15 protein-coding genes are annotated in these 16,927 nt (G+C 45.1%); 6 read left to right on the forward strand and 9 right to left on the reverse strand.

Annotation, left to right across the window (positions count from 1 at the left end):
- Window positions 1–119: 119 nt before the first annotated feature.
- From MC7420_RS23175 to MC7420_RS23195, 5 genes are all read left to right on the forward strand, one after another.
- On the forward strand, window positions 120–509 hold the full coding sequence (locus MC7420_RS23175) for a nuclear transport factor 2 family protein (RefSeq protein ID WP_006103380.1): 390 nt from the start codon (window positions 120–122) through the stop codon (window positions 507–509).
- Window positions 510–765: 256 nt separating this feature from the next.
- The gene (locus MC7420_RS23180) at window positions 766–1,332 is read left to right on the forward strand and encodes a hypothetical protein (protein ID WP_006103461.1); all 567 of its coding nucleotides are present in this window, start codon (window positions 766–768) and stop codon (window positions 1,330–1,332) included.
- 114 nt (window positions 1,333–1,446) lie between these two features.
- Window positions 1,447–2,391, forward strand: coding sequence for an SDR family oxidoreductase (locus MC7420_RS23185; protein ID WP_006103453.1), 945 nt, complete (start codon window positions 1,447–1,449; stop codon window positions 2,389–2,391).
- A gap of 225 nt (window positions 2,392–2,616) precedes the next feature.
- Window positions 2,617–4,296 carry a vWA domain-containing protein gene (locus tag MC7420_RS23190; protein WP_044209171.1) on the forward strand — a complete coding sequence of 560 codons (1,680 nt, stop codon included), beginning with the start codon at window positions 2,617–2,619 and terminating at the stop codon, window positions 4,294–4,296.
- Between the two features lie 226 nt (window positions 4,297–4,522).
- Window positions 4,523–5,833 carry a serine/threonine-protein kinase gene (locus MC7420_RS23195; RefSeq protein ID WP_044209174.1) on the forward strand — a complete coding sequence of 437 codons (1,311 nt, stop codon included), beginning with the start codon at window positions 4,523–4,525 and terminating at the stop codon, window positions 5,831–5,833.
- 199 nt (window positions 5,834–6,032) lie between these two features.
- On the opposite strand, the gene MC7420_RS43470 is transcribed toward MC7420_RS23195, so the two are convergent.
- The 8 genes from MC7420_RS43470 to MC7420_RS37185 form a co-directional block, all read right to left on the reverse strand.
- A complete protein-coding gene (locus MC7420_RS43470) occupies window positions 6,033–6,161 on the reverse strand; it encodes a hypothetical protein (protein ID WP_269546325.1) in 129 nt (42 codons plus the stop codon).
- A 135-nt stretch (window positions 6,162–6,296) separates the two neighbouring features.
- Window positions 6,297–7,637 (reverse strand): flavin-containing monooxygenase, encoded by a 1,341-nt coding sequence (locus tag MC7420_RS23200; protein WP_044209176.1) that lies wholly within the window; start codon window positions 7,635–7,637, stop codon window positions 6,297–6,299.
- Window positions 7,627–8,448: an SDR family NAD(P)-dependent oxidoreductase gene (locus tag MC7420_RS23205; RefSeq protein ID WP_006103370.1), complete on the reverse strand. Its 822-nt coding sequence runs from the start codon at window positions 8,446–8,448 to the stop codon at window positions 7,627–7,629. Before MC7420_RS23205 ends, MC7420_RS23200 begins: the two co-directional genes overlap by 11 nt.
- 108 nt (window positions 8,449–8,556) lie before the next feature.
- Window positions 8,557–9,546: an SDR family NAD(P)-dependent oxidoreductase gene (locus tag MC7420_RS23210; RefSeq protein ID WP_006103508.1), complete on the reverse strand. Its 990-nt coding sequence runs from the start codon at window positions 9,544–9,546 to the stop codon at window positions 8,557–8,559.
- Window positions 9,547–9,557: 11 nt separating this feature from the next.
- The gene (locus tag MC7420_RS23215; protein WP_006103483.1) at window positions 9,558–10,847 is read right to left on the reverse strand and encodes an alpha/beta hydrolase; all 1,290 of its coding nucleotides are present in this window, start codon (window positions 10,845–10,847) and stop codon (window positions 9,558–9,560) included.
- A 107-nt stretch (window positions 10,848–10,954) separates the two neighbouring features.
- Window positions 10,955–13,609, reverse strand: a complete 2,655-nt coding sequence (locus MC7420_RS23220; protein WP_006103348.1) for an EAL domain-containing protein — start codon at window positions 13,607–13,609, stop codon at window positions 10,955–10,957.
- Window positions 13,610–14,118: 509 nt separating this feature from the next.
- Window positions 14,119–14,475, reverse strand: a complete 357-nt coding sequence (locus MC7420_RS23225) for a hypothetical protein (protein ID WP_044209179.1) — start codon at window positions 14,473–14,475, stop codon at window positions 14,119–14,121.
- Between the two features lie 80 nt (window positions 14,476–14,555).
- The gene (locus MC7420_RS37185; RefSeq protein WP_006103504.1) at window positions 14,556–14,807 is read right to left on the reverse strand and encodes a hypothetical protein; all 252 of its coding nucleotides are present in this window, start codon (window positions 14,805–14,807) and stop codon (window positions 14,556–14,558) included.
- 118 nt (window positions 14,808–14,925) lie between these two features.
- Here MC7420_RS37185 and MC7420_RS23235 point away from each other — a divergent pair, with 118 nt between their 5' ends.
- A complete protein-coding gene (locus MC7420_RS23235; protein ID WP_006103361.1) occupies window positions 14,926–15,162 on the forward strand; it encodes a helix-turn-helix domain-containing protein in 237 nt (78 codons plus the stop codon).
- A gap of 469 nt (window positions 15,163–15,631) precedes the next feature.
- On the opposite strand, the gene MC7420_RS23240 is transcribed toward MC7420_RS23235, so the two are convergent.
- The gene (locus tag MC7420_RS23240) at window positions 15,632–16,813 is read right to left on the reverse strand and encodes an RtcB family protein (protein ID WP_006103333.1); all 1,182 of its coding nucleotides are present in this window, start codon (window positions 16,811–16,813) and stop codon (window positions 15,632–15,634) included.
- Between the last annotated feature and the right edge of the window lie 114 nt (window positions 16,814–16,927).

Consider the following 16,927-nt stretch of genomic DNA (forward strand, 5'->3'; position numbering starts at 1 on the left):
ACCCACCCATAAAAACTATAATTGTGGATTAAAATTGACTTTATCAATTATCCCTGAGTCTCAGTATTTCAATAATACCAATTTTACTCTAGACGTATTCAGCAATGGAGAATAAAATAATGTCAACAAAATCGATTGAAGCACTGGTCAGGACTTATTTTACCAAAGTGGCAGCGATGAATCCCGAAGGTTGGCTAGACGACTTTGCCGAAGATGCCGTTAGTTATGATCCGGTAGGACAACCTCCCACAAAAGTTCATGAAGGATTTCAGGAATTTTTTGCCCAGCTACAGGGAGTATTTAAACAACTGGAATCGACAATCGAGCATATTTTTGTAGCGGGGAATGAAGCTGCCGTTAAGTGGACAATGCAGGGACTCAGTAAGAGTGACAAAACTATAACGTTTGAAGGAATCACCGTTTTTGAGGTGAATGAAGCGGGTAAAATCCAAAGCACTCGTGCTTACTGGAATCCCGCCGATATGATAGCGCAACTTAAAGGAGGGTGAATTGAGGGAATTGTTGTTGATAATAAGCAACTCTATCGAAAGAACACAAATCATGAATTTAAAAGAACGGCACTGGGATAAGTTATTTGCTAATCTAACAACTAATGGAAGTGGTTAAATCTAACATGGTAAAAAAAAATTACAGCCGTTCAGAAGGTTAACTGCTAAAATCAAAATTCGCTTAGTGCATCGCAAAACCCACTGGACTCTGACTATTCAGGGATGGATAGTGACACTGATTTGTATACTTTCTCTCATGCTATTCACCCTCAACACTATCTATCCATTCCTGGCGGTTAACTCTCCCGTGGCGGCTGATGTCATGGTGGTGGAAGGCTGGATACCCGATTACGCCATTAAAGACGCGATCGCACGTTTCCAACGCGGGTCTTATAATTACCTAATTACCACGGGTTTACCTGTTACCAAGGGATATTATTTAGCCGAATACAATAATTTTGCCGAACTCACCGCCGCCACATTTATCACCTTGGGGTTTAACCCAGAACAATTAGTGGCTGTTCCCGCTCCCAATGTGATTAAACATCGGACTCAAGCTAGCGCCATCGCCCTACGGGAATGGTTATCGACATCCGAATTAGAGGTAAAATCGATTAATCTCTATTCGTTGGGACCTCATGCCCGTCGAAGCTGGATTATATTTAAAGCTGTATTGGAACCAAAAGTTCGAGTTGGTGTGATTGCGGCTGAACCTCAAGAGTATGATCCGCAACAGTGGTGGCAATCTAGCGAAGGAGTACGAACTATGATTGGCGAAGCGATCGCCTATCTCTATTCCCTGTTTGTCGATTGGCATACTTGAGTTCTCTTTTGCTCCACACTACCACAAAATTGCCGTCCATTATCTAAAATATTTGCGATTACACAAGAGGATAGTTACATTGATTTTAGTAAATTTATCAATTTAAAGGCAGCTATGAATACCACAACTAATGGAAAAACCATCCTTAGCAATGATACTCATGAAATGGCAACGCAGGGTGCAGAGTCTCTTTTCTCGGAGCAGCCGCGCGGCGATGTTTTTAAGAAGATGGCAATTATCGGTTGTGGCTACGCGGGAACGGCTGTAGCTTGCCATTGGCAAAAACAGGGTCACTTCGTCAAAGTAACGACTACGCGGGAAGAGCGCGTTGCCGAACTTGAGGAAGTAGCTGATCAGGTTGTAATTATGCAAGGAAACGATGCTAAAGCTGTGCATTCTCTGGTACAAAACCAGGATATCTGTCTACTAAGTGTTGCTCCAATCAGCACTCGTCAGGTGGATGCAGAAGTCTATCGGGAAACCTACATTCCCACCGCGAAAAACGTGGTCGCTGCCTTGACGGAAACTGCCACGGTTCAGCAGTTAATTTACCTCAGCAGCTGCTCAGTCTACGGCAACAAGAATGGCGATTGGGTTGATGAAACTTCTGGGGTAGATACAGATAATGAATATAATCAAGTGCTGTATGAAGCCGAGCAGATTTTGTTAAATTCAGCCCCTGAAGACTTAAGCGTTTGTATCCTGCGATTGGGCGGAATTTATGGTCCGGGTAGAGAGTTAATTAAACGGTTAAGCCGCCTGGCTGGGAAAACTCTGCCTGGAAGTGGTGAAAGCTTTGCTTGTTGGATTCATTTGGATGATATTGTGACAGCGGTAGATTTTGCCTGTCAAAATAGACTCAATGGCATTTATAATCTGGTGAATAATTTACGCTGGACTAGCCGAGAATTGTGCGATTATGTTTGCGACAACCAAGGTTTAGAAAGAGTTATTTGGGATGCTACTAAACCCAGTTTTCGCGCTCTGAATGCACGGATCAACAATCAGAAGATTAAAGCGGCTGGTTACCCGTTGATTCATCCAGAAACGATTGTTTGAATCAATATTTAAGGGTAAGTGTCGAAAAAGAGCCAGACTCGTCATCTTGGTTGTAAGCCGCTAAGAAACCCGGAATCTTCTGGACTAATCATCTATGTTACAGTTTTGGCAACCACGGGATCGAATTCCCAGCCTCAATAGTAAAACAAAGAGGTAACAGCCAAAAATGTTTAGTTGTTAAACTTTTGTATAGAACAGACTGAGGCTCAGTCTGAAGGGGAAATCATGAAAACCAGACATAGAGCGATCGCAACTTTAGGACTAGCTGCTGTATTGGGAGCGCTTACCGTTGCTTGCGAAGGGGGAGAAGGAGGAAACTATACGTCTGAAGCTCCTAGCGAACAGGCTCCAATGAAAGTCTCACCCGAGGCAGCTTCCCTCCCAGAGACTCAATCAGATGCAGAGAACGCCCCAGCAACTAAATTCGCGCCGCAAGCCCAGCCATCACCCGGTTCCAACTCTCTTAATCGTCAAGTTCCCGAAGAATCTAACCGCGAAACCTACAGCACTATCCCAGAAAATCCCTTTTTAAAGACTAGCAGTAATCCCCTCTCTACGTTTTCCATTGATGTTGATGCGGCTTCGTATAGTAACGTGCGGCGCTTTATCAATGAGAATCGACTTCCACCCCCCAATGCGGTGCGAGTTGAAGAATTAATCAATTATTTTACTTACGATTATCCCCAACCTCAAGCAGATAAACCTTTTTCTATCACTACAGAAGTTGCCGAAGCACCTTGGAATTCCAAACACAAATTAGTTCACATTGGTTTACAAGGAAAAAGCATTTCCACAGAAAATTTACCACCTAGTAATCTGGTCTTTTTGTTAGATGTTTCCGGTTCCATGTCTGATGCCAATAAACTCCCCTTACTTAAAGAAGCATTCCGATTACTCGTTGACCAATTGCGAGACGAAGATAAGGTTAGTATTGTGGTCTATGCAGGTGCGGCGGGGACAGTGCTACCGCCAACACCAGGGAATCAGAAAGACACCATATTAGCAGCAATTGATAAACTCGAAGCTGGAGGATCAACGGCTGGAGGTCAGGGAATTAAGCTGGCATATAAATTAGCGCAAGATAATTTTATCGAATCCGGTAATAACCGCGTGATTCTCGCCACCGATGGTGATTTTAATGTCGGTATCTCTAGCGATGAGCAATTAGTCAGCCTGATTGAAGAGAAACGAGAGCAAGACATTTTCCTCACCGTGCTAGGATTTGGCACAGGGAATCTCCAAGATGCCAAGATGGAAAAAATCGCGAATAAAGGCAATGGCAATTATGCATATATTGACAATATCCTAGAAGCGAATAAAGTCCTAGTCAATGAAATCGGTGGAACCTTACTCACCATTGCCAAGGATGTGAAAATTCAAGTGGGATTTAACCCGGAAAAAGTTCAAGGCTATCGGCTAATCGGTTATGAAAATCGGCGACTGCAAAATGAAGCGTTTCAGGATGATAAAAAAGACGCGGGCGAGTTAGGTGCGGGTCATTCTGTTACCGCCCTCTATGAAATTATTCCCGTGGGCGTGAAGAGTGATGTCTCGTTATCGGATGTTGATATTGTAGACTCTCAACAGAAAACCGATGAATCGATGACATTTTCCGGGAATGAGTTAATGCAGGTGAAGTTACGATATAAGCAGCCGGATCAGGACACTTCTCAACTGATTACTGCACCTGTTGGGGATAAAGGATTAACCTTAGCCCAAGCCTCGAATAATTTTAAATTCTCGGCATCTGTTGCTGAATTTGGTATGGTATTGAGAGAGTCTCAGTATAAAGGGAATGGTAATCTTGATCATGTTTTACAGCTTGCTAGTCAATCTCAGGGGGCAGATTTAGATGGATACCGAGCCGAGTTTATTCGGTTAGTCAAGCGAGCAAAATCGCTGTAGAGATAATCAGTAGGGGTAACGCATTTACCTTTAGTTTCAACTTAAGCAGAATGGCGCTGACTTAAGCAGAATGTCGCTAACTCAGACGCTAGGAAATAAATTTACGGCTGAAAGTGGGCAAGCCTTTGAACCCGTTTCAACGGGTTTAAGCTTTTAGCCCCAACTTTAGTTGAGGGCTTAAGTATTTTATCAAAACCTAAAAAAACGCATTATTGTGATTATTGCCATGAATTCTATTATTCAAAACTCAAATAATAACTACCCCGAATTTTTCCAGCAAGGTTATCATATTCAGCGTGAATTGGGACACAACCGCAGTAGTGGACGAGTCACTTATTTAGCCACTCATCACTCCACAGAACAATCGGTGGTGATTAAACAATTTCAATTTGCCAAAACGGGTGCGAATTGGTCAGATTTTGACGCCCATGAACGGGAAATTACTCTGCTGCAACAATTGGATTGTCCTAGTATTCCTCAGTACCTGGATGCATTTGAAACGCCGGATGGCTTTTGCTTAATTCAGGAATACAAGCAAGCCCCCTCTTTAGCCGTTCCCCAATCCTTTACCCCAGAGGAGGTTAAACAAATTGCGATCGCACTCTTGGAGGTGTTGGTTTACCTACAACAGCAAGTTCCGCCGATTATACATCGAGATATTAAGCCGGAAAATATTTTAGTTGAACGTTCCCCCCAGATTAAGGTTTATTTAGTCGATTTTGGTTTAGCGCGTGCGTTTGGGGATGATTTGGCGGCGAGTAGTGTGGTGAAGGGAACGTTAGGATTTATGCCACCGGAACAGATGTTTAATCGCCAACTCACGGAAGCGTCTGATTTATATGGTTTAGGGGTAACGCTGATTTGTTTACTAACTCAAACTAAATCCGCTGATATTGGCAATTTAATGGATGAAGATTGTCGAATTAACTATAAATCCCTGGTATCGGGTTTGAATCCTCAGTTTATCACCTGGCTGGATAAAATGGTCGCACCTAAATTGCGCGATCGCTTCCCCAATGCGGCGACGGCGCTGGCGGAATTGTTACCGATTGATGGGGTGGGAAATTCGCCAACTTCGGATCAGTTTCAGTTACTCCAGTCTGGAATTACGCCGATGTTGGTATTGAAACTGGGAGTATTGGCGGTGATGGGTACAGGTTTCGCGATCGCGTCTCGGATTACCAATCCTGTGCGGTTAGTAGAGACGCGCCATGGCGCGTCTCTACCTGAAATCCAGCAATTGCAGCAAACGGGTGAATGTGCTGGATGTAATTTGAGTGGCGCTGATTTGAGGGAAATGGATCTGAGAACCGTTGACTTGAGAGAGGCTAATCTGAGTGAAGCTAACCTCCAAGGGGCGAATTTGCAAAGTGCTAATTTAGAGAATGCCAATTTGAGAGAGGCGAATTTGATTGATGCAGATCTTAAGGGCGCTTACCTAAGAAACGCTGATTTAACGGCGGCAAATCTGACAGATACTCAGCTTGAGAGTACGGATCTCAGAGGTGCGATTATGCCTGGTAATTTTACCCCATAGATAAGCCCCATAGAGCAAGTCTACCGTAAGGATTTAGTCCCCGGTAGTACATTTGGACTGGGGAAACTTCAGTTTAAATCAGGCTTTGAGCGACATTAGTATAGCGCTACGCCCTAGGCTTTCTTGCAATAGGCAATAGGCAATAGTGAAGACAAAAGCTTACCTGAAAAGGGATTGATCCTTCGACCCTTCGGCACACTCAGGGCGTCGCTTCGCGGCAATTGAGCCTGTCGAAATTCAGGGTCAAAGCGATTTTAATTTTTCTTGATTTTGTCCTAACGTGTGTGCGTAGTGCTATATCTCCAAAGATGAAGTAGAGACGCGCCATGGCGCGTCTCTACAATGGTGTCGAACTTGTCCCCCCGTGAGGTTGTTCAGTTATTTCACCCATGGCTGAATTTAGTCCCTAAACGCGCCCCTACAACTGGGGATAAATCCATTGAATTTTTCTGCCTTTTTTCTGTCATTGTTTAGCCGGGAGTGGACGGTTCTCAAAGTTAGGATATTTGGCATCAACTTGATCCGCTTTTTTAGCAATCCAGTTAAAGAAAAAATGAGCCTGTTTTAACTGCCTGAAAATTTGCTGCGGATCAGATAAATGCGTCGTTGGTAACTCTTGTCCCATTTCTTTAAACACCAACCCTAGCGGCACATTAATTTCATCCTGGAGTTGCAGACAACGGGTAAAATAGGGACCGTAAGCCGCTATCAATGAGCCAACTCCGCCCCGCGCTTGTCCCCAACCAATGTAATAGAGTCCCTTGTAATCCTCAATAAACGAGCTACCATAACATTTAACCACAGATCCTTCAACGCGCTGAAGTTCCTCCGGTAGGAAGGGATAGGCAACATGATAGCCAGTAGCACAAACAATTAAATCAAATTCCTGCTCACTCCCATCGACAAACTCGACTTTTTTTCCCTGAAGCCGACGCACCCCAGGCTTGGCAAGAATCCGACCATGTTTAATATAATACGGCACTTCATTATTTAACGTGGGGTGTTTCTCAAAAATGCGATGGTTCGGTTTAGATAAACCATAGTCTTGATGATTTCCAAATGTCAGACGGATGATTCCGTACATCGCCAGCCGTTGTAACCATTCTGGCATCCACCATCGCACTAGATCAGCCGTCGGGACTCCAGCAAATGTTTTAGGAATAAACCAGACGGATTCACGCATACTTAAAACACTTTTCAGGCTTACCCGTGCGGCTTCGGCGGCAATATCACAGGCTGAATTTCCACCGCCAATCACTAGCACCCGTTTACTCCGAAGTTGATCCGGTGTTTTGTAATCTTTAGAATGAATAATTTCCCCGTGAAATTGTCCCTCAAATTTGGGAAACCGTTTGCACCAATGATGTCCGTTACACAGTAATACGCCTTTATAAATTCGTTGTTCTCCATTGGCAAAGGTAACTTCCCAGAGATTGTTTTCAATGGGTCGAACATACTCAACAGTACGATTGAGTTCAATCGGCTCTCGTAACTGAAAATGATCGGCAAAACGATTCAGATAATCCCGGATATGTTCAGCGCTGGGGAAATCTGGATAATCATCAGGCATGGGAAAATGAGTAAATTGGGTAATAGTCCGGGATGAAATAATATGGGCAGTTTCATAAACCCCGTGATACCAATTACCACCGATATCATCACTCCCATCCACCTGATCATAGGCAATACCCGCCGCTTTTAGGGCTTGAGCCATACCCAATCCCACAAACCCTGCGCCGAGAATCAACTGCTTGTGACTGGTATTAACCTGCTGTACTGTTGAGCGAGAATGACTAACTTGCACCACGATTTAATCTTTTGGCAAACTCATTACTGATCCAGTCTAATAAGCCAGGACTGTATCGTTTGAAAAATTGGACATTTTGCGCGATCGCATCCGGGAATACGTGCAGTCGATCCCGCTGAATGCCTTGAAGCGTCGCCGCCATCACCTTCACTGGATCAGTTGTCCAGGATTCAGGCACACCTTGATGTCCCTCAGCGAGTGTGCCATACCGTTTTGCTTGCAGAATGGGGGTACGGCTAAAAAATGGATAAACGGCTGTCACTTTGACATTGTAGTCCTTGACTTCATTGAATAGCCCTTCACTAAATCCCCGTAACCCATATTTACTGGTAGAATAATGGGTCAATCCTGCAGGTGCAAACCAACCCGCGACGGATGAAATATTCACAATATGCCCTTTTTGACGTGCAATCATATCCGCCACAAAAAAGTAACTTAAACGCATTGGTGTGATTAAGTTCACCTGCATCAACCGTTCCCATTCCGGTGCTGGAACTTCGTCCATGCGACCAAATACGGCAATTCCAGCATTATTAATCAAAATGTCAATCGGCATATCCAGGGCTTTGACCTGATGATACAGCGCTTCACAGCCCTCGCCAGATGACAAATCAGCCTCAAAGCAAGCCATTACCTCCCCCGTGGCGACTTGACGCTGAATATCCGCCACCCGTTGATGTAGCCCGGTTTTATCCAAATCCGTTAAGATTAAGCGGCTACCCGCCATCAATAACTGTCGGGTTAACTCTTGTCCAAAGCCACCGGCTGCACCGGTAATCAGGACAACGGCTGAGCTTAGCTGGGTCATCTGTTTATTTTAGTAGGTTTGTCATTAGTCATTAGTCATTAGTCATTAGTCATTTATCATTTGCTTCCCCAGCTCCCTCAGCTTCCCCAGCTTCCCCCACCACAACACTTATTCAGCAGCTCCTATTTTCGGTGAGCTGAGTGATTTTAGCAGTAGCAGTGACCAAGGTACATTAATATTAGGTACCAGCCAGGGGTATTTTCTCAGGGCGGGAAAGACAAGGGGAAGCACGAAGCGCAGAGATCGTAACGATACAGGACGTTCCCCGTTTTTGTCTACCAATCCATAGTGTTTAGCCAACTCCGCCACAATCTGCACCCGCCCGGTTCGTCGCATCACCGTGGAATCCGTAGCTAGCGCCGCAATCACCCGTCCGGTGAGTAAGGGGGTTTCCCAGTTGTACCTCTCTTTTATGGCTGAGTTTTTCGGGTCAAGCCCTGCACTTTCATCCATATTGGCAGCAAACTGAGTAAACTTTTCCGTCCCCACAATTCCGGGCCAAATTGACAGGGATACAATATTTTGAGGTTTGAGTTCAATCGCCATATCTGCCGCTAGGCGATCGCACGCTGATTTACCTGCACCGTAGGGAGGACTAAAAATATAGGATAAACTACCCCAAGACGAGATAGTACAGATAAGTCCTTGCTGATGCGGGGTCATCATCCGGGCGGCAAAAATACTGGCAACATAGTGGCTGCGCAGCCCGACATTATTGCAAGCATCCCACAAATTCGGTTCACTCTCCCAGAACGGCTTTCCTGAAGCATCTGTTAAGGCTTGTACCCCGGCGTAAGCATTATTAACCAGCAGATCAAGTTGTCCTTGTTCATCCTGGATACGCTCAAACAGCAAACGCACTTGTTCATCGTCACTGTGATCCACTTGGATGGGAATACAGACGCCACCAACTTCCTCAACGGCGGATTGGGTTTCCTGGAGACTCCCAGATACACCATCATCAGAGGTTGAACGCTCCAGGGTGCGCCCTGTAATATAGACTGTCGCCCCAGCTTCACCCAGCGCGATCGCAATTCCCTTACCTAGACCTCGCGTTGCGCCTGTGACTACTGTGATTTTACCCTCAAGGTGTTTCATAATTGTTTTTTTCAAGAAGACTTCAACGCCCAAGCCAGAAATCGCTCCGTGTAGTATAATGCCAACTGATTACTCACGCCATTAAAAACTGCATCAAAGGCATGTTCAGCCCAGGGAATTTCTAACCAAACAGCACAATTATCAGCCGCTTGTAATTGCTCGTAGAGTTGGCGTCCAAACTTTGCCTTAATGATATGATCTCGACCCGCGTAAACCAATAACGTAGGCGGCAGATTAGATTTAACATAACGAATCGGAGAAGCTTCCAGATAAAGTTCTGGTACTTCATCCGGTGTTCCGGCTAAAAAGGCGCGGAGAATCGCCCGAATGTTGAGCGGGTCAGGAAAAGGCAAGTCATGGTATCCTTCTTTTAAATCTACAGGTCCGTAGTAATTCACCACAGCCCGAATCGGAATTGTATTTAGATGATAAGCTGCAAGTGCTGCCAGTTGCGCCCCTGCCGATCGCCCCATGAGAGCAATTCGTTCCGTATCAATTTCTAACTCATGAGCATGGCTTTGAATATAGGATAAAGCTGCCTGTACATCCTCCAGTTGAGCCGGAAAGTGGTATTGGGGAGCATGACGGTAATCAATCGCGATCACAGAGTAGCCCTGATTTGCCATGTATCGGTTAAATGTCTCATTGTTATCGGGAGTTCCAACTTGCCACGCCCCCCCATAGATTGTAATAATCGCTGGATATTTACCAACAGTCAACGGTCGGTAAACATTAAGTTTAAGGTTGACCCCATCCGGCTGAGAAAATATAATCCCTCGGTCAATACGAACCTCCGCGATCTGCTGAAAGCAGCAGCGCTTCGCTATCGCAATCCCCCGAAACGCATCGGCTAAACTAAAAGGCTGGGGACGCATGGGTGTCGGTGCATCCGGAGTAATTGTTGCCCAATCCTCTAAACCCAGATCCCTCTGCATTTGAGCCGCGATTCGTGCATTCACTCCTGGAAACTGAATTAACGGCAAAAGGCTGAGGATTAAACCAATCAGACTACAGATTACGGCAAAATTGTCAAGCCCCCCTTCTTGTAAATTTAAGATAGCCAGTATTAGTGCGATCGCATTCACACCCAGCAGCCAAGGACTCGCTTCTGGTGCAGCCACGGCTAGCGGTAACATCCAAAACGTAGGCGCTGGGACAATCACCCAGAGACTCAGAAACAATCCGACTCCACTCAGGAACAAAGGAAAAAACAGCGAGAGTAGGACTATGCCTAACAAAACCAGTGCTGTTTTCCCTTGGATGCTTTGCTGTGTGCTTTTGTCCCAGTTAGCTTGAAGCATGGGATGAGAAATCGAGGATTACATTCTCATCCTATATCTACTATGTACAACGAATACAATTCCAGACATAAAAATTCGCCTCATGTCAGAAAACGGTGATAAGATTATTATCTTATATCATTCTCTATAGATACAGAATTTTTGACTTCATTTTTAACGCTCACTGAACGACTAATCTGACGCTCTAACTGAACCGATTTTCCTCGAAGTAATTTTATAGCGCCATCACTGTCTACAGGTTTTGAGAATAAAAATCCTTGACCATAGTGACATTGCAATGCCACTAAAGGCGACACCTGTTCCAATAACTCAATTCCCTCAGCCACCACATCCATACTCATGGTTCGGGCGAGAGTGATAATCGCTTGAACAATTTCCGAGTTTTCACCTAACGCCCCAATCCGACTGATAAACGAGCGATCGATTTTTAGCGTACTAATCGGAAAATTATGCAGGCGACTTAAGGAGGAATAGCCAGTGCCAAAGTCGTCAATACACAGATGAATTTGCCGTTTTTTCAATTCCAACAGTAAGTCTTTGACCAGTTCCGGATTATCGATGACCACACTTTCGGTAATCTCCAACTTTAAACTACCAACTGCAATATTAGTTTCCTCTAATATTTGGTCAATTTGCGCCAATAAATCCGGTTGCGTAAACTGTTTACAGGACAAATTCACATTCATTGTCAAGGGTTGGGGACTTTGAAATTGCTGCTGCCAAATACTGAGTTGGCGACAAGCTTCCCGCAGTATCCACCACCCCATGGGAATAATTAATCCGGTTTCTTCGGCGATGGGAATAAACTCGGCGGGAAAGACTAACCCGCGTTGCGGATGTTGCCAACGTAATAACGCTTCAAAGCCGGTAATCTGATGAGTGAGTAGGGAGACAATGGGTTGATAATGGACTTGAAATTCTTGCCGTTCGATCGCACGCCGCATATCTGTTTCTAGCTGTAATCGATCAACCGTGGGACTCAACATCTGGTTATCAAAGATGGCATAGCCCGGTTTCCCTTGGGAACGGGCGCGATGCATGGCGGTATTGGCGTTACGGAGTATGTTTTCAGCCGATAAAACCTGGCGATCGCGATTCGTATTTAGGGCAATGCCAATGCTGGTTGTCATGAACACGTCCCGCCCTTCAAGATTAAAGGGTAATGTCAAGGTTTGCTCAATTGCATCTGCCACTTGAATGGCATCACAAACCCCCTGAATCCCCTCTAGCAGGATAGCAAACTCATCACCACCCAAACGGGCAACGGTATCCGTGGGACGCAAGCAATTTTGTAAGCGCTGTCCAAACTCTTGCAGCACTTGATCCCCTAAATGGTTCCCCAAACTTTCGTTCACGACTTTGAAGCGATTGAGATTGAGTAACACCACGGCAAATCGATAGGATGGAGAATCTCGGTTCTCTCCTTGACTCGGTTGGGCGCGTCGTCCGGCTTGCTGCAAGCGATCCATGAATAAGGCGCGGTTCGCTAGTCCGGTGAGGCGATCGTAAAAGGCATTAAACAATAATAGTTCTTCTGCTCGTTTGCGATCGGTGATATCTAAGGCATAAATGCGAATGCATTCAATTTCGGGAACGTAGTGCAGGACTTGTTCGTAAACAATTTCCCCAATTTTCACCTCGCGCCTCAAGGAACTTTGCTGCTGCATCAATCGAATCATCGAGGGCATTTCTGCCAAAAATGGATGTTCAGCTTCACTATCTAATAATTCGGGCAACAAGCGCATGGCTTCTGGGTTAAGATATCGCACACGTCCGGCTAAATCAATTTCGACAATGGGATTGGGAGTCAATAGGGGAAACGAGGCTAAACGGGCTGTTTCTTGATGGGTGAGACAATGTTCATTTTGATCCCGTCCGATGGCAAACAAGAAGTCAAGTTCACCGCTTTTCTTAAAAACCTGTTGGCTACGCCATTCTACCCAAAGTTCTTGACCCTCTTTGGTCAGGACTCCGGTTTGATGTACAGTGGGCGATTTTAATTCTGATTTTTCCTCACGGGTTTTGATTAATTTGGCAAAGGGTTTGCGGTCAACATCTCGAATAAACTTGGTCACAAAATCTGTTCCCCTCACTTCATCCAGGGTATAACCCAACGTTTCCAATAATCTGGGATTCATCATCCGGGTTTTTCCCTGGGGGTCAATGGCGACAAAAAAGCCACCATGGGTTTCGACTAAATTTTGATTAAATTCTTGTTGCTGGTGCAGTTGTTCGGTTAATTGTTGGCGTTCCATCACCAACCCCAACTGCATTGCGATCGCACTCACCCATTCCATCCATTGGCGATCGCCAGGATGAGAGTGGCGGGTAAAAAATGTTAAAACAGTGAGTACCCGATCATCGAGGAGAATCGGGATTGCGCCTCCCGCTTGAAACTCTTGCGGCTGATCCGTCGCGCTAAGCAGAGTGAATTCGGCATCAGGATCAATCCTATTTGGCTTGGTTTGGTCAATCCATTCTGGTTGTTTTGATCTCCACACCCGTCCAGGTAAACCGATATTGGGAGAAAATGTCAGTGTCTCTCGTATGTGTCGAAAGGATTGCAGCTTAGACGGATCACCAGACCAAGCTTGGCTACAGGTTAAACTGTGAGAATTAGGCGTCGGCAGCCATGCTTCACCATAATCCCAATGGGTCACTTCACAGACGCGATGCAGCACTAAATCCAATGCTGAGTGAAGATCTGGAACCTTGGCGATTGCCGGAATCAGAGATTGCAACAGACGGAATTGTTCGGACATGCACTAAAATCCTTTTATCATAGATGCTTTCACGGAGCGCGATCGCGATCGATAGTGATATCGATGTGAATAATCGCACTTGTTTGATGCTCTACGATAGATGCAGCCCTTACATCCAGCCTTAGCCAGAAGATTTTTGGGCAATAAGTCGGTTGGGTCAGATCTAGAGTCTCTAAATGTCTGAGTCCTGACGGGGAAACGTTCTGTCTAGTTCCTAGCTGTCACTGACCTGGAACATCGCCGTTGTTTGGTTATTGGCTCGGCGATCGCTCCTTATTTTGACTTAGCCCACCATTTGCTTATTTTCTATTCTTATGAATAATTCAGTATTTCTTTGTATTTTTAATCACTGGGTCAATTGATTTACATCACAATGGCTTTGTGATTTTTATACATAAAATCGCCTAAATTCTCCTAACTTAAACCGGGCATAAATCCTAAGTTTGATGAACCGAAACGGCGGAACGATGGTGTTTAATACTTAAAGAAAATTAATCCTATTACCTCAATTATATCACCATTGAACGTTTAGATAACTGGGTGTAGCGTTGCTGGTATATAGCTTGAAGCCGATCCCAGACCTGTTTTGTATACCGTTGGGCTTCTTGCTGAATCAATGACCAGAGAAGGTTTAGGGCTTCTCGGTTGGGACAGAAGCGGATCAAAGTACGGCACGCCGCGATCCATTGTTCGAGGTTTCGATAACTCACAAAATAACCGCCCCGTCCTTGAATATGTACCCAAAGAACATTGTGCCATTTTTCCCAGTTGAGAATGCGCCAGGGATCAATGTTCAAGTATTTAGCGATTTGGTTGAGAGTGATGACAAAGGTTTGGGGATTAATACGGTGTCGGATTCGCATCATGGCTATTTTTGGGTTTTCGATGGGGTTTGACTTTTCCCCCTTCCCGAATTGAGAAGGAGGTTAGAGGTGAGATCTATTCATTAATCGATACGAAGGCGGCGGTAGAGAACACTCATCACTTCGCCAGGATTCTGGGTGGGTTGGGGCTTACTCCACTCGCTGACATGGGCGTAGCCGAGGCGATAGAAGGTGTGAATGGTTCGGGTGACGCCTTGGGGTGAACTGATAACGATCACTTTTAGAGGATGTCGCTTGTCTGGCGGGGGTGTAGATGGTACAGGGGTTGCAGGGTTGGGAGTTGGGGAGGAGTCGCGGATAAAGTCTTCAGTCATTGGAGTTGTCCTAATTTTTGTGGCTTATGTTCATAAAAACGAACACAAAGTCAGTTTAGCACAAAGTTCATAGTTATGAACATTTACTGAGTCATAAGCCTCTGACACTATAGAAACCATGGGAAAAGCAGGTGAAGCGCTAAGGCAGGTATTGCAGACGTACAAAATCAGCCAAAATAAATTGGCGGTGACAATGGGGATTGGTCGATCAACGGTTCACTACTGGTATCAAAACACTCAAGATCCGTCCGCTGAGACAGTTTTGGAAATCAGAAAGGCACTGCGGAAGATTGATCCGGCGGCGGCGCAAGAGTTTATTCGGCTGTATTTGGATGAGTCAGATGAGGATAAGTAGGGGCGCATAGACGTGCGCCCTTATAGTGAGGAATTTTGGAAATTAACGTTACTATATTTCTCGGCTGAGTTTAAATAAATAATAGGTTACCTGTTGCCGTATCCGCGATCGCTTGTATCCAGGCACTACCTGTTTCGGGTATATAACGTTTAACTAGGGCGCGGCTATCCAGGAAGTAAGCATTTACCATTCGCCCCGATCCTCTGTAATGATTTCAGACAGATGAAGTAAGACAGTGGCTATGACTATTCTAGAGCAACGGTGCGTTACGCTTTGCTAACGCCCCCTACAAGTTGACTTGTTTATAATGGTGCAAGATGTGAGTTTAAATTGCTTAAAATATTTATACTGTAAGCTTTAGGTTATGGAAGTTTATCCCAAGCTATACTTCTATCCACCCAACCTTAGGGGAGGTTATACAAGCGAATTTGATACCAACAAATAAGGTGGGCAATGCCCACCCGAAAAATCAACCTTTCACGCAAACTACCTGCTTTAGCGTCGCCACCACCTCCACCAAATCCGCTTGATTATTCATCACTTCATCAATCGGTTTATAAGCGCCGGGAATCTCATCCAAAACCCCACCATCTTTGCGACATTCAACTCCTTGAGTCTGTGTCACCAAATCATCGAGGGAAAACTGTTTCTTTGCCTTTTTCCGAGACATTAAACGCCCTGCGCCATGGGAACAACTGCAATAACTTTCATGATTCCCTTTCCCTTTGACAATAAACGATTTTGCCCCCATCGAACCGGGTATAATCCCGTAATCCTCTTCACGCGCCCGCACTGCACCCTTGCGCGTGACGTACACATCTTCCCCAAAATGGACTTCTTTCTCTGCATAATTATGATGGCAATTCACCTCTAACAATGGCTTGATTGGCTTACCTCCCGCCAAATGCTTTTCCACAATTCGCTTAAAACGCGCCATCATCACATCGCGATTGTAACGGGCATAATTTTGCGCCCATTGTAAATCTCGCCAGTAGGCGGCAAATTCGGGAGTTCCGGCGATAAAGTAGGCTAAATCCGGATCAGGTAGGCGATTTCCTGCCAGTTTGGCTAATTCCTTCGCCGTGCTAATGTGACACTGCGCCAAGCGATTGCCAATATTCCGAGAACCAGAATGTAGCATTAACCACACGGAATCCTCTGTATCGAGGCACACTTCAATAAAGTGATTTCCACCACCCAGAGAACCCAACTGCTTCATCGCTTTTCCTTGCACATCCTGCACCCCGCGATGTAAGTCTTTGAAATGAGTCCAGCCTTGCCAATTGCTGGCATCTTTTTCTACTTCTTTATTTTGGTTAAATCCCAGAGGAATGGCGGATTCAATATCTAAACGAATTTTCTTGAGTTTGCCCTCAAGTTGTTCTGCCACAAATGGGGTTTTAATCGCTGCCATTCCACAGCCAATATCAACTCCCACCGCCGCCGGAATGACAGCATCTTTGGTGGCAAGAACAGACCCAACTAATGCGCCTTTGCCTAAGTGAACATCTGGCATTAACGCCACATGTTTAAACACAAAAGGTAAGGATGCCACGTTTTTTGCCATCTTGGTTTCCTCATGACCTAAATCATGATTCGCCCAGGATAAAACGGGCTTATCTGTGGACAGTTTCAGTTGTTCGTAAGGCATAAATATGCGCCTCTAGCGCTAAATAACATCAATATACTACGAGTATAATACAAAAAGATTTCGTTGAGGAGATGAACTTATTGGGGGATGGCAACGTCAAGGCATCCACTGTAA

Source organism: Coleofasciculus chthonoplastes PCC 7420, assembly GCF_000155555.1.
Classification (GTDB): domain Bacteria; phylum Cyanobacteriota; class Cyanobacteriia; order Cyanobacteriales; family Coleofasciculaceae; genus Coleofasciculus; species Coleofasciculus chthonoplastes_A.